This window comes from Shewanella sp. T24-MNA-CIBAN-0130 (genome assembly GCF_040310185.1).
Classification (GTDB): domain Bacteria; phylum Pseudomonadota; class Gammaproteobacteria; order Enterobacterales; family Shewanellaceae; genus Shewanella; species Shewanella psychromarinicola.
The window spans coordinates 23,092-36,303 of the sequence record NZ_JBEOPP010000048.1; the positions used below are offsets into that span (position 1 = coordinate 23,092).

General features: G+C 39.0%; 11 protein-coding genes and 1 pseudogene. 8 read left to right on the forward strand and 4 right to left on the reverse strand.

The genetic code is table 11. The features are described from left to right. Positions 1-8: 8 nt before the first annotated feature. Positions 9-1,373, reverse strand: a complete 1,365-nt coding sequence (gene nosR / locus AAEZ02_RS16790; RefSeq protein WP_351124118.1) for a response regulator c-di-GMP phosphodiesterase, NosR family — start codon at positions 1,371-1,373, stop codon at positions 9-11. Between the two features lie 100 nt (positions 1,374-1,473). Here nosR and AAEZ02_RS16795 point away from each other — a divergent pair, with 100 nt between their 5' ends. From AAEZ02_RS16795 to AAEZ02_RS16805, 3 genes are read left to right on the forward strand one after another with little or no spacing between them, the layout of a single operon-like run. After that, complete coding sequence (locus AAEZ02_RS16795; RefSeq protein ID WP_182743447.1) at positions 1,474-2,076, forward strand: response regulator; 603 nt, start codon at positions 1,474-1,476, stop codon at positions 2,074-2,076. A 4-nt stretch (positions 2,077-2,080) separates the two neighbouring features. Next, on the forward strand, positions 2,081-4,066 hold the full coding sequence (locus AAEZ02_RS16800) for an EAL domain-containing response regulator (protein WP_192114956.1): 1,986 nt from the start codon (positions 2,081-2,083) through the stop codon (positions 4,064-4,066). Further along, positions 4,063-5,196 carry an HDOD domain-containing protein gene (locus AAEZ02_RS16805; RefSeq protein WP_351124122.1) on the forward strand — a complete coding sequence of 378 codons (1,134 nt, stop codon included), beginning with the start codon at positions 4,063-4,065 and terminating at the stop codon, positions 5,194-5,196. Before AAEZ02_RS16800 ends, AAEZ02_RS16805 begins: the two co-directional genes overlap by 4 nt. A gap of 186 nt (positions 5,197-5,382) precedes the next feature. Here AAEZ02_RS16805 and AAEZ02_RS16810 read toward each other — a convergent pair whose 3' ends face one another. Then, positions 5,383-6,297, reverse strand: coding sequence for a LysR family transcriptional regulator (locus tag AAEZ02_RS16810; protein WP_351124125.1), 915 nt, complete (start codon positions 6,295-6,297; stop codon positions 5,383-5,385). A 215-nt stretch (positions 6,298-6,512) separates the two neighbouring features. Between AAEZ02_RS16810 and AAEZ02_RS16815 the strand changes: the two genes are divergently transcribed. The 4 genes from AAEZ02_RS16815 to AAEZ02_RS16830 all read left to right on the forward strand — a co-directional run bounded on the left by AAEZ02_RS16815 (position 6,513) and on the right by AAEZ02_RS16830 (position 9,730). Further along, the gene (locus tag AAEZ02_RS16815) at positions 6,513-7,241 is read left to right on the forward strand and encodes a histidine phosphatase family protein (RefSeq protein ID WP_351124128.1); all 729 of its coding nucleotides are present in this window, start codon (positions 6,513-6,515) and stop codon (positions 7,239-7,241) included. A 202-nt stretch (positions 7,242-7,443) separates the two neighbouring features. Continuing rightward, a complete protein-coding gene (locus tag AAEZ02_RS16820; RefSeq protein ID WP_351124131.1) occupies positions 7,444-8,328 on the forward strand; it encodes an IS1595 family transposase in 885 nt (294 codons plus the stop codon). A gap of 272 nt (positions 8,329-8,600) precedes the next feature. Next, on the forward strand, positions 8,601-9,131 hold the full coding sequence (locus AAEZ02_RS16825) for a mobile mystery protein A (RefSeq protein ID WP_233768636.1): 531 nt from the start codon (positions 8,601-8,603) through the stop codon (positions 9,129-9,131). After that, entirely contained in the window at positions 9,128-9,730 is a 603-nt protein-coding gene (locus tag AAEZ02_RS16830; protein WP_124013277.1) for a mobile mystery protein B, read from the forward strand. Before AAEZ02_RS16825 ends, AAEZ02_RS16830 begins: the two co-directional genes overlap by 4 nt. A 594-nt stretch (positions 9,731-10,324) precedes the next feature. Here the strand turns inward: AAEZ02_RS16830 and AAEZ02_RS16835 are convergent. After that, the gene (locus AAEZ02_RS16835) at positions 10,325-10,714 is read right to left on the reverse strand and encodes a Cd(II)/Pb(II)-responsive transcriptional regulator (RefSeq protein WP_351124134.1); all 390 of its coding nucleotides are present in this window, start codon (positions 10,712-10,714) and stop codon (positions 10,325-10,327) included. Between the two features lie 75 nt (positions 10,715-10,789). Between AAEZ02_RS16835 and AAEZ02_RS16840 the strand changes: the two genes are divergently transcribed. Further along, positions 10,790-12,871: a TonB-dependent receptor plug domain-containing protein gene (locus tag AAEZ02_RS16840; protein WP_124013278.1), complete on the forward strand. Its 2,082-nt coding sequence runs from the start codon at positions 10,790-10,792 to the stop codon at positions 12,869-12,871. 46 nt (positions 12,872-12,917) lie between these two features. Here the strand turns inward: AAEZ02_RS16840 and AAEZ02_RS16845 are convergent. Next, positions 12,918-13,142: pseudogene (locus AAEZ02_RS16845) on the reverse strand (MBL fold metallo-hydrolase RNA specificity domain-containing protein); the annotation flags it as partial. Positions 13,143-13,212 lie beyond the last annotated feature (70 nt).

Consider the following 13,212-nt stretch of genomic DNA (forward strand, 5'->3'; position numbering starts at 1 on the left):
TTATCGAGTTATACATTCTTTTGTACTGCCTGATCAGGACACTTTTCAACTTTCTCTGCTTTTATCAGTAACGTTTCTTTGTGCCTCTTTTCATAACTCTGTAAGTTATTGATTGTTTTAGCACAAAAGACATGTCCCTTTGGTAGTAATAGCATATGCTTACGATTATAGAGATTTTGACTAAGTCGCATACCAATAGATATTTCTCCTATGTGTATGCCATTTGAGAACTCTTCTTCGGAATAATGAATGTTTTCTTTATTATTTTCATTACTAAATATTAACTTTCCCAATGCTTCAACCACTTTTGGGTCGTATAAAATACCTTGTTGAAGCATTATCAGTTTATATACTTGTTCTTTTGTCGGCTCTTGAATATTTTTTTTAGGCAGAAATTCATGCCAAAAATCTCTAGCAACGGATAAAATTCGCGATCCTATGTGAATATTTTTGCCCGCTCTCTGTAAAGGCTCTCCGGTACCATTATATTGTTCATATTGACTAGCAATAATTTCACTCATTACAGATAAATGAACGGCAGGTGTTAAAATCTCTTCTGCTAATTGAGGATGACGCATAAAATGTTTTTGGTCAGCACTAGTCAGTTCATCATATGGCTTATTCAGGCAATAAGAAGGTAACCCTAATTTGCCTAGCTCGGAATATAATCCTGCTTTAGTAATAATTTCGACTCCAGGTGGAGTGATGCCTAATAGGTTAGCGATGTTATTGCAGGTTTCACTGATTTTAAGTGCAAACTGACCGTTTATTTCCGGATTGATACTAATTAAATTATAAAGCACTTCTAATGTGGCTTTCTGTTCATTACCTCGATTATTGGCCAAGGTTTTATATTGTTGTAAACTTTGTTTTAGTTGTTGGGTTCGTTGCTGTACCGTGTCTTCTAGATTGGTATTCAATTGTTTTAGTTGTTTATTTTGAACTGCAATTTTCTTTGTCAGTTCTTTATTTTTTTTAATTAGGCGATAAGTCTCTAGCCCCTCATTAACTTGTGCAAGTAGTTCAGTATTATCCCAAGGCTTTTGAATATAACGATGAATTTTACCGATATTAATGGCCGTAACAGTAGATTGAATATCCGAGTATCCAGTCATCAAAATACGATAACTGTCAGGCTGCATTACGGCTGCTTGTGCAAGAAACTCTGCACCTGTCATATTTGGCATTCGCATATCAGAAATGATCAGGTTCACTTTGTGTTGTTGCATTATTTCTAGTGCTTGTTTACCACTAGACGCTTGTAATAGTTGAACATTTGATGAAAAAAACACACGTTGTAAAGACTTTAAAATACTGGTCTCATCGTCTACACATAAAATTACAGGTAAATCTGCAGTTTCTAATTGTTTCATATGTTCCTAAATTTCCGATGTCTTCAATGTCTCATTTGTCTCATTGATTAAGTTATGCTATAAATGACAACTAATCAAGTTTTATGATGAGTGATAAAATATGAAAACGTTACGACCCAGTGTCATTGCGCAGTATTGTGATGTGCATCATAGGACTGTTAGTCGTTGGATTTCGCAAGGTCGGTTAAAAGGACATAAATTGCCGGGTAGGGGTAATTACCGAGTGCTACTGGACGATTTTATTTTGTTTTTACAACAACAAAAAATGCCAATGCCTGAAGAATTAATGAGTTACTGTGAGGATATAGAGACTAATTCCGACTCAGGTTCTGCATCACCAAAACGTATCTTAATTATTGATGATGAAACTGAAATTAGAAATGCAATACGCCGAGTTTTATCATCAAGCGGTTATTATTTCTCTTTTGCCGCAGATGGATTTCACGCGGGAGTTAAATTACTCAGTGATAAACCTGATTTGATTACACTTGACCTTGCAATGCCTAGTTTAGATGGTTTTGAAGTATTGCAATTTATCCGTCAACAGCCAGAATTAGCGGAATTAAAAATCCTTGTGTTGTCTGGATTATCTGAACATGAATTGCAAAAAGCCTTAGATTTAGGTGCTGATGCGGTATTATCAAAACCGTTTGATAACGACAAGCTGCGATCTTTAGTCAACAGTCTTTTAATTAATGGGTAAAATTATGAAGCAAAAGCTACTCATTGTTGATGATGAACAGTCCATATTACGAGCGTTAAAAAGATTGTTCACGCGTGTAGGTTATCAAGTATTTATTGCTGATAACGGTAAAGAAGCCTTAGAGATCATGTCTAAAGAAGCATGTCCTGTCGTTATTTCAGATTATCGTATGCCTATGATGAATGGGTCTGATTTACTGCTAGCAATAAAATCTATGCAACCTAATACGGTGTGTATGGTGCTTAGTGGTTCGTCTGATTTTAATTCTATATTAACACTGCTTAACTCTCGTACTGTATTTCGTTTTTTACAAAAACCATGGGACGACAATGCACTTGTTATTGAGGTTGAGGAGGCCTTTTGTCAATACAACAGTAAACAACAGAGAAGTATTATTGCCGATCTACTCGCCAGCAGTGATGAAGCTGTAATCGAGCTTTTTCCACATGGTCAAATAGGTAGGTTCAATGGCTTATCTAAAAAGATACTTGCAATAAAAAACGAAAATACATTATTAAATGACCTGTTTCCGTATTGTACTGATCGTTGCATTGACTATTTATTTACCCCCAACGATGAACCCCCGATATTACAAACAACTCAAGGCGAAAATGTCATGTTTAGCCTTAAGCATGTGACCGATAATTCTAGATTTTTTTCCATTTCAATGGCGTCAGACTGTGATAATAATGTCCTTTGTGAGTCAAAAACGCTAATCGATCAAATAAGATTATTAAGCAATGCACAAACATTACTTGAGACAGATAAATCATTTGCTTTGGTGGCTATACATCTAAAAAATTATGGCTATTGGGCTGATATGCTTGGCGATATTGATTCTGTTGCATTATTTAATGAGATACACACAACATTAATAATGGAATGTGAAAGGTTTAATCACCGAATATCTGTATTACCGAATGAATATTTTGTAATCCTTATTGCTAACTATGAATCTGAGATTGAATTACACAGTCAACTAGATAATATTTTATCATCGTTTACTGGCAACAAATATGTTGAAAAAACCGTACGCATTGAATTTACGATTAGCTATTGCATTGCTCCAAACGATGGCGCAAGTGCACAGCAGTTATTCAGCAATGCATTGGTCAGTAACAGACTGCATATTAATGGAAATCCTCATTTTTACATGCGTTTTGACAACTCAATCATCGAGCAGAAACGCAAACAATTATTTACAAGTAAAGCCTTATATCATGCCATTGAAAATCAAGAGTTATTTTTAAACTTTCAACCTAAGTACGATTTAAGATTACGTAAAATTGCTAGTTGTGAAGTACTGTTACGCTGGAATAGTCCAGAGTTAGGAATGGTCTCTCCAGACGTATTTATTCCAATAGCGGAGCAAGAAGGGCAAATTATTGAAATAGGCTACTGGGTAATTGAAAAAACCTGTTTAGCGATTTCAAATTGGCTTAAAAACGGAATCGTTCTCGATCATGTTGCTGTTAATATTTCTGGAAAGCAATTATCTGAACCCGATTTTATACCAAGAGTCGAAGCGTTATTGAAAGGTTTCGATATCGACATGTCAATTCTCGAGTTTGAATTAACAGAGTCATGGTTGGTTGATAATATTGAAGAAAGTGCAGAGAAACTGGCTAGACTTAAAAAAGCAGGGATCAGTATTGCGATTGATGATTTCGGTACGGGCTATTCATCTTTGTCTTATTTATCAAAATTGCCAATCGATGTGCTTAAAATAGATCGGTCTTTAATCATCGACATTGCCAGTAATTTAAACACTCAAAGCATGATCGCTAACATTACTCGTATGGCCCATGATTTAGGTATGAAAGTGGTGGTTGAAGGAGTAGAGTATTTTGACCAAATTCCAATTCTTGAACGGCTGAATTGTGACATTATCCAAGGCTATGTTATTGCTCGCCCTCAAATAGAGGAGCAGTTTATTTCTTTAATTTCTGATCCTAATTTTTCAGTTGCCAGATTAATGGGTGATTTATGAAAACATTAACTGTACTGTTTATTGATGACGATATTTTTATGCTTAAAGCGCTAAATAGAGTCGCAAGTCGTCTCAAACCACATTGGCAATTTTATTTATGCAGTGATCCACTTCATTGGCAGCAGGCTTTGCCTGATGGTGCCATTGTCGATACCGTGATTTGTGATTACTTAATGCCAGATATTAATGGTGATGAGCTGCTAAAACAGGTTTCTCAAATAATGCCGTCGGCATTACGGGTGTTATTAACCGGTGACACCGCCGAGGATGTTGTGTCTAAAGTAACAGAAATTGCCCATTTTGTGTTGAAAAAACCTTTTACACAACAAGACATAAATGATGTTTTTTGCTCATTAGAACACTTAAATACCCTAGATATAGAACAACCTTTACGAAATAAACTGGGTCGTATCGGGTACTTTTTTGCATTACCAGATATCGCGAGACAAATTCAGTCTATGTTCGCCAATGAAGAAGTTGATATCTCTCATGCCGCGGACATAATTCACCAAGAAAGTGTTATCGCTGCCAAGCTGATACAAATCGCAAACTCAGCTTTCTTAGGCTACAGCCGCAAGACTGTGAGTTTGGAAGAGGCCGTAAAACGTTTAGGTCTTAAAATGACTGAAACGATCGTTGTTAGTATTGTTGTTGATCAAGCATTAGCCTTAAGAGTGCCAGAAAAAGCACATAAAAAAATTAATGAATGGTCATTTAATTATTCTCGATTATGTCGTCAGTTAAGTAAGTCGATGGGATTTAGCGTTGAGCAGCAAGATGTTGTTTTTATAGCTGCTTTACTCAGTGGTATTGGTCATTTAGTGCTAATGTCTGAAACAAACGAGCATGTTGATTTTGATTCAAATGACACTCATATCATGCTTGCAGATGCGACTGTCTTGACGGTTTATATCTTGACACTTTGGGGTTACCCACTTGATCTATGTGAACTGATTTTAATGCAAGATAAACCGGATTTTAATGCCACTGGATTAAACGTGAATACTCTGGGATTAATTTTGTATGTTGTTAATTTATCATTAACTCATCAACTCGATGAACCGTCAAAAAATGAACTGTTAAATTTAGTTGTCGATGTCGATATTAGGCAATGGATCAGCAACTCTTAGTGTATAAAATTGATTGAACAGTATTTAGGTTTATTAGGTGAACATAGCAATTTACTGCAAGAACACAGTTTGATGGATAATTATCTGCAGTGTTAATTAAACGGCAATATATAAGGGGGCATGCCCTTATATATTGCGTGAAAAAATATAGTTGGCATTTAAGCTCAATCATTACCTATATGAATGTCAATTTTTCTCTATCCGAGTATTTGTCGCCGCAATAATCATTTTGTTTCTAAGCCATTTGTTAGCCGGTTCTTTGTCGACGTTTACATGCCAATATAAATGCACGCCAATATCAGGTAATTCCACTGGCATAGGGTAAATAGCAATATCAAGCATCTTGCTATACATGGCTGCGGCGGTTTTAGGTAATGTGAGCAACATATCGTTATTTAAGATGACTTGGCACGCTGATAAAGCATGCTGGCAACGTAATGAGATTTTACGATGCAAACCAATGCGAGAAAGTTCAAAATCTTCCAAGCTAGGGCCCGTTGAGCGAGATGAAACTAGCACGTGATCTAGTCGTAAGTAAGTTTCTAAATCGAGTGTTTCTTTAATGGCAGGGTGGTTTTTACGCGCTACAACGACCAGTTGATCTAACTCTAATTGTGTATGCATAATATTATTGCTAACGGGTATTAAGGTGTCTATAGCTAAATCAATATCGCCACTGGCCAGTTTGTTTTCAAGTTCAGTACGTCTCACTCGTTTATTACTGCTTAAATTGATGGCCGGCGATTCTAACAACAAGCTTTGTTGCAATATAGGCAAGTAATAGGGTTCTAATGAACCATGTAATGACAGTGAAAAGCTTTTACGTGAGGTTAAAGGCTCAAATTGCCTTGATTGCACCAAGCACACTTGTAATTGGTGCAAGGCTTCTCGCACATCATCAATCACATTTTTTGCCACAGGCGTTGGGCGCATTTCGTTACCTTGCCTTATAAACAAAGCATCATCGAAATGGGTGCGTAATTTACCCAGTGAGTGGCTCACCGCTGGCTGCGATAAATTCAACACCGACGCCGCTTTAGTAATATTGCCTTCACAATATATTGCATCGAACACTACAAACAAATTCAAATCAATTTTCATACTCACTCCAGTGATCTTCTGATGTGCATTAAGACCACCTTAGACGTGCCTACTATTTAAAATACAAATAGTAGGGTATTAGAACTATTCATTTGTTCAATTTAGATGTTGGCATTAGCATAGTCAAGTAGATTCGATATAGCACAAAATACATTCAAAATAATTGATTGTTTACCAATTGAGTCATCATTCTTTTACTAAGTCAGAGAAACTAAATGGCAGCAATTTATTTGATTCGACACGGACAAGCCTCTTTTGGAAGCACTGATTACGATCAATTATCAACCAAGGGTAGCCAGCAAGCTACATTACTAGGTGAATATTGGCGCTCCAGATCGGCCCCTAGCAAATTCTATTGTGGTGATTTGTTGCGCCATGGCCAAACGTTGACTCATTTTGTTAACGGCTACCAAGGTGAATCAACGCCGATGGTTATCCACTCGGGTTTTAATGAGTTTGATCATGTAGATATTTTGCAGAAATATAACGGCCAATGGCATGACTTTGCTCAGATGGCAGATCAGCTACAACAATATGAAGAACCTCATAAAATACTCCACAAAGAGTTTTATCAAGCGTTAAATCGTTGGATGAGTGGTGATCACGATTTGGAATACAAAGAAAGTTGGCCACAGTTTAAAAGTCGCTGTATTCGAGCGTTGCAAAATATTATTGAACAAGAATTAGTAAAAAAGCGACAGGGTAATAATGTCAACACCACAAAGTCTACAGACATTGTGGTGTTTACATCTGGCGGTACTATTTCGACTATCGTGCAACATATATTGCAATTAAGCGATCAACAAACGTTAGCGATTAATCAACAGACCAGAAATACCAGTGTGACCAAACTGCTTTTTTCCGAAAGCATGTTGAGCGTAGATTACTTCAATAACTACAGCCATTTAGAAGTTGCCGGTGATCAATGGATAACCTTTAGATAACGACATAGATATTGGAACCAAAACGTATATTGAAATTGACACGAACTTATACACACTTCTCTGTAACTCTTGCTTTAAAAGTAACATTTTGCTTTAAAAGTGACAGTTACCACCTAAATATAATAAGGAAACATGCCTATGCATCTGAGTCAGTTTTGGCCTATTCTTATAGTATAAATCAAGACTAGAAGTGAGATTTGCTATGAAAATGCCTGAAACGAGTTTTTTTGAATGGCAACGTCAATTCAGCTCTGAAACTGATTGCTTAAATCACATTAAGAAAATGAGATGGCCTAATGGTTTTGTTTGCCCTAGATGCTCTTGTGAGCATGCCTATGAGCTTACAACCCGCAATGTATATGAATGCAGTCAATGTCATAAACAAACATCGGTCACAGCTGACACATTATTCCACGGTAGCCGTATTCCTATCACTAAGTGGTTTTGGGCAATCTACTTTTTAGGCTCAGATAAAGGCAGTATTTCAGCATTAAGATTGAGCAAGCACATTGAGGTTAATTGGCGAACGGCACGTTTGATATTAAGTAAGCTGAGAACGGCTATGGGCCATAGAGACAGCTTATATAGACTGTCAGGCGTTATTGAAATTGATGATGCGTTAGTGGGTGGCAGAAGGAAGGGCAAGCGTGGACGTGGAGCAGAAGGTAAAACACCTGTTTTAGTTGCCGTTGAAAGCAAAGGAAAAAGAGCTGGATTTATTGCTATGCAGGCTGTGAATAGCGTTTGCCATGATAGTGTTGAAAAGTTCGTTGCCAAACACTTAACGAAACAGCAAGAAGTGCATACAGACGGCTTACCTGCGTTGAATATTATAGATAAGACTCAACAACATGAAGCGAGGGTTACCCCCAGTGAGCTTGTTGATGAATGGCTGCCTTGGGTTCATATTGCCATTGGTAACTTAAAGGCATTTTTACTTGGGACATTTCATGGTGTTTCAGGAAAGTACCTGCAAGAATATCTGAGCGAGTTCTGTTATCGGTTCAATCGTAGACAAATGGAAAGAGAAATACCTAACAGATTGTTAAATTTGGCAATGATTCACACGCCAATACATTCTTACTGAGCCAAGTGCATAGGCATGTAATCCAATTACAATAGTTAATTTGATGTATCCTTTTTAAGATACAAAATCATAATTAGTATCTATAATCTCATACGCCTAACAAAATATGTATCTTAATTAAGATGCATTTACTGTTTTTTTGTAATCAAAAAAAATGCAATACAAAATATTATGTATCTATTATGTGATACAAATATCAAATTTGTGTCATCATATTAAAATACGCAAAATGGAAAGTGTATCTAATTTCGATTACGCTTAAGACATAAACAATGGAAAACGAGGTTACTATGTACTCTTTTCGAAGCAATCCGCACAAGCAACAACCCGTTAAGAAAACGGTTTTAAGACAGTACAGAGAACTGGTTGATGCAGTTAAGGGAACGCTAATCCCCTCAATACCTAAAGAGGGCTGGATTAGAACAGTAAGAAAAGCTCTGGATATGTCAGGCGCCCAGCTAGCAGATAGAGCTGGCATGACAAGAAATAGAATTTCAGTCCTTGAAAGGCGCGAGGCTGATGGCGACATAACTCTAAATCAGTTAAGGCAACTGGCTGAAGCTCTAGACTGTGACTTCTCATACACTCTAAAACCTAAAAAGGCTGTTTCTGATATAATGCAAGAGCGTGCGCTGATGATTGCGACAATAGAAGTAAAGAAAGCATCTAAAAATATGTTTCTAGAGGCGCAATCAGTTAGCAAAGAGAAAGAAAATATCTTAATAAATGAACTAGCCGAAGAAATTATGCGTGCCGGTGGGCGTAAGCTATGGGGTAAAAATATGGAAGACAAAGTATTTTGATTATTGATGAACCAGAAGCTGCTACACCGCTTGATCCAGATGATATGGAAGGGTTGAAACACCCACACGTAACAACAAGAGAACAACTTAACGAACTTGAACAATCCAATATCCTAGCAGGCCAGCAATGGGTTAGTGGTATCTCTGGCCTAACGCTGGATTCTATTTTCTCGGCTGAGTTCGTTCTTGCCCTCCATCAGCACCTATTTGGTGATGTATGGACCTGGGCTGGGGCCACTCGAAACAAAGAGTTAAGCATTGGCTGTGATCCCTTCCAAATCAGGCCCAAGCTCCACAACTTTCTAGAAGATGCCAAGTGCTGGGTAAAGTTCAAACACTACTCACATCTAGAGCTCAGCGCTCGCATACAGCACAAGCTTGTTGAGATTCACCCTTTCCCAAATGGTAACGGCAGGCACTCGCGTATATTTACCGATGTTGTTCGCATGGTTTTACTAGAAGAGCCACCGCTTAACTGGGCAGAGGGCAACCTAGAGAAAGTGAGCGAAGAGCGCAAAGCTTATATCTCTTGCCTTAAGGAAGCTGACAAAGGTGATTTTGCTCCGTTCGTTAAATACCTAGAGAACCTTGGCAATTAACTTAAACAACAGACACAAAAATGTATGGTCCGCCTCGTTATTGCAAATGATATTGTCGATAACGAGGTTGGTTTGCGCTAATGTATTCGGAGTCTTCATTAGGTGCTTCACCACCCGCTCCACGATGAGTTCCGCGCTAGATTGTCCTCAAAAAGCCCAAAGCAGAAAATCGAAAATCGTTATCCAATGCCACCCTCTCAGATAACAAAGTAGCGTTTTCCACATAGTGGAAAATCGAAATTCGTTATCCAATGCCACCCTCTCAGATAACAAAATAGCGTTTTCCACATAGTGGAAAATCGAAATTCGTTATCTCAGCACCTCACTCAGTTAACAAAATAGCGTTTTCCACATAGTGGAAAATCGAAATTCGTTATCCCACGACACCCTCTCAGTTAACAAAATAGCGTTTTCCACATAGTGGAAAATCGAAATTCGTTATCTCACGACCCCACTCAGTTAACAAAATAGTTTTCCACATGCTGGAAAATCGAAAATCGTTAGCTCCCGAAAGGCGAACACTCATTGCAAATGTTCACTGGATTACCCCATTGCCTTTGCTAACGGTATCTGTAAGGTACTGTTTTAATTCACTTAAACCGATTTCAGCGTTTGTAAAATACTGCAATCTTTGATCTGATGGCTTTTACAGCAGCTCGCGAGTGCCGCTAATGATTGTTCTAGTAATGCCAACTCTCGCTGGGTTTGTTGAATGCGGGCAAGTTGTTCGGCAATGATATTGTCGACTAGTGCGCACGACGATTTTGGGTCTTGTTGTGTATCAACCAAGCGCTTGATGTCATCGAGTCCGATGTTTAATTCTCTGCATCGTCTTATAAACACCAATGTCTCAATGTCTTTTTGTTGGTAATGACGATAGCCATTACTGGTACGGATTGGCGGAGAGAGTATACCAATTTGCTCATAATATCGGATGGTTTTAACCGATACCTGGGCAATTGATGCCAATTCACTTATTTTCATATTGACCTTCCAGTGGCTGTAACCTTTAAGCTTAAGCATATCATTTTCGGTAATGTGTTGTTAAAAGGAAGTTGTATGTTGAGTTATTCCGCGGCGTCATTAATTTTGTCGCTAGGTGTTATTGGGGTGAGTGAAGCCAGTGTGGTGGATGAGTCGATAAATACGTCTGGACAGAGTGCAAATCACAGTGAGAATGACAGTAAGAGCCACACTGAAAACCATGAACATTCTGAGCATGATGCCCCAAAAGCGGATGTCGATGAACACGAGCCTGAACACGAAGATGAAATGGAAACCATTGTCATACAAGCCACTCGCTCTGGGCGAATTGCCGATGAACAACCTATTCGAGTTGAGGTCATTAACCGCGAAGAGATTGAAGAAAAAGCAGCGATGAGACCGGGTAATATTTCTATGCTGGTGGCAGAAACGGGTGGGGTAAGATTACAAACAACTTCACCTGCGTTAGGCAGTGCTAATATTCGCCTACAAGGCTTGTATGGTCGTTATACCCAATTACTGGCCGATGGTCTACCGCTGTACGGTAATCAAGCAGGATCGATTGGTTTGTTGCAAGTGCCGCCGACTGATTTAAGTCGCGTTGAAATTATTAAAGGCTCGGCGTCATCACTTTATGGTGGTTCAGCACTCGGCGGGGTAATTAACCTTGTGTCTCGAACGCCTAGTGATGAATTAAGCGGTGAAGTGTTGGTCAATGCAACCACGCGCGATGGTCAGGATGTGACCACCTATTTTGAGTCACCATTGAGCGAGAATGTAAAAGGGTCGGTGACGGCAGGTGCTCATTATCAAGACAAGCAAGATATAGATAATGACGGCTGGATCGATCTGGCAGGTTATGAGCGATACACTGTACGTCCTCGATTATTTTGGGAAGGACAAGAAGGACAAACACTGTATGTGACTAGCGGGTTTATGACCGAGCAGCGTACTGGCGGTACTTTAGGTGATAATACGGTCGCTGATGGAACTTCGTTTGAGCAATCGCAAGATTCAGACAGGCTTGATGGCGGCCTTGTGTTTAGTATGCCGTTATTAGAGTCATTGACGTTTAATACTCGCGCATCGGCGATGGTACAAGATCATGTGCATGTTTATGGTGCCGATATAGAAGAAGATCAACACGAGAGTTATTTGCTTGAAAATAGCATCGCAGGTTATACCGATAACAGTGATTGGGTTGTTGGTTTAGCCTATCAGTCTGAAATCTTTGCCTCTGAGACTTTTCCTGAGTTTGATTATTCTTATAAAGTGCCGGGTGCATTTGCTCAACTTGATTATGAGCTGACAGACCAAATCACCACTTCTTACAGTGCGCGCATTGATGATCACAGTGAATATGGTACTCAATTTAGCCCAAGAGTGTCGGTGCTTTATCGCCCAAGTGACTTAACCATAAGAGGCTCTTATGGGGAAGGGTACTTTGCTCCTACACCGTTTGTTGAAGAGATTGAGGCTGCAGGATTATCAAGGTTAGCACCAATTGACAACTTACAAGAAGAGCGCGCTAAAACGGCATCGCTTGATGTTAGTTATACCTTTGATGATGTGGAAACTAGTTTGACCTTGTTTGGCTCGAATGTAGATAACGTCACGGGTTTACAGGCTTTCTCTGTCAATAACGATGGTTCCTTAGACGCTGTTAGGTTGGTTAATGCACCCGGCGAAAGTCAGATCCGTGGTTCTGAAGTGTTGCTGCGTTACTATTTAGGCGATGTTAAGTTGACCGCAAGTTACTTGTATCTAGATGCAACTGAAGTGTCACCCGACGGGGACGGCAGAAGAGCCATTGCCTTAACACCACGTCATTCTGGTGGTTTTGTCGCTATGTGGGAGCAACATGGCAATTTTAGAGCGGGCTTTGAAGCTTATTATACCGGCACTCAAAACGTTAACGATAACCCTTATATTGATGAAACCAATCCTTATTGGCATCTTGGTTTAATGGGCGAAATTACTGTTGGCAGAGTCAGTTGGTTTATTAACTTAGAAAACTTACTCGATGTAAAACAAACCGATGAACATCCTATGTTACTGCCTAATAGATCGCCAGGCGGCCAGTGGACTACTGATATCTGGTCACGTAATGATGGGTTTATTGCTAACGCAGGTGTCAGAGTTAAATTTGGTCATTAACTTGTCATCTCACCGGTGAACTGTTTTTGATTGCCGTTTGGTGTTGTTACGCTTTACCGATTTCAATCTCTGCCATGGGTAACAATGCTTGATATGCTGAGGCCAACGCTTGTTTAGCCTCATCATCGCCATGAACAATACGAATATGTTTAGGTTTGTGGTGCATGCGTTTAACAAAATTGATGAGGTTGTGTTGGTCTGCGTGAGCGGAGTAACCACTGATGGTGTGAATAGTGGCGTTAATATCAATCTTTTGTTCGTTGATATATACTCAAGTGAATTCAAACTGCAGGTTTTAATTTCTGAAAGTTATCATTAATTGTATCACCGAGTGTATCGGC

Bases quoted from the DNA above. Each gene is read 5' to 3' on its own strand.
- nosR (WP_351124118.1), bottom strand. From the start codon at position 1,373: ATGAAACAATTAGAAACTGCAGATTTACCTGTAATTTTATGTGTAGAC.
- AAEZ02_RS16795 (WP_182743447.1), top strand. From the start codon at position 1,474: ATGAAAACGTTACGACCCAGTGTCATTGCGCAGTATTGTGATGTGCAT.
- AAEZ02_RS16800 (WP_192114956.1), top strand. From the start codon at position 2,081: ATGAAGCAAAAGCTACTCATTGTTGATGATGAACAGTCCATATTACGA.
- AAEZ02_RS16805 (WP_351124122.1), top strand. From the start codon at position 4,063: ATGAAAACATTAACTGTACTGTTTATTGATGACGATATTTTTATGCTT.
- AAEZ02_RS16810 (WP_351124125.1), bottom strand. From the start codon at position 6,297: ATGAAAATTGATTTGAATTTGTTTGTAGTGTTCGATGCAATATATTGT.
- AAEZ02_RS16815 (WP_351124128.1), top strand. From the start codon at position 6,513: ATGGCAGCAATTTATTTGATTCGACACGGACAAGCCTCTTTTGGAAGC.
- AAEZ02_RS16820 (WP_351124131.1), top strand. From the start codon at position 7,444: ATGAAAATGCCTGAAACGAGTTTTTTTGAATGGCAACGTCAATTCAGC.
- AAEZ02_RS16825 (WP_233768636.1), top strand. From the start codon at position 8,601: ATGGAAAACGAGGTTACTATGTACTCTTTTCGAAGCAATCCGCACAAG.
- AAEZ02_RS16835 (WP_351124134.1), bottom strand. From the start codon at position 10,714: ATGAAAATAAGTGAATTGGCATCAATTGCCCAGGTATCGGTTAAAACC.
- AAEZ02_RS16840 (WP_124013278.1), top strand. From the start codon at position 10,790: ATGTTGAGTTATTCCGCGGCGTCATTAATTTTGTCGCTAGGTGTTATT.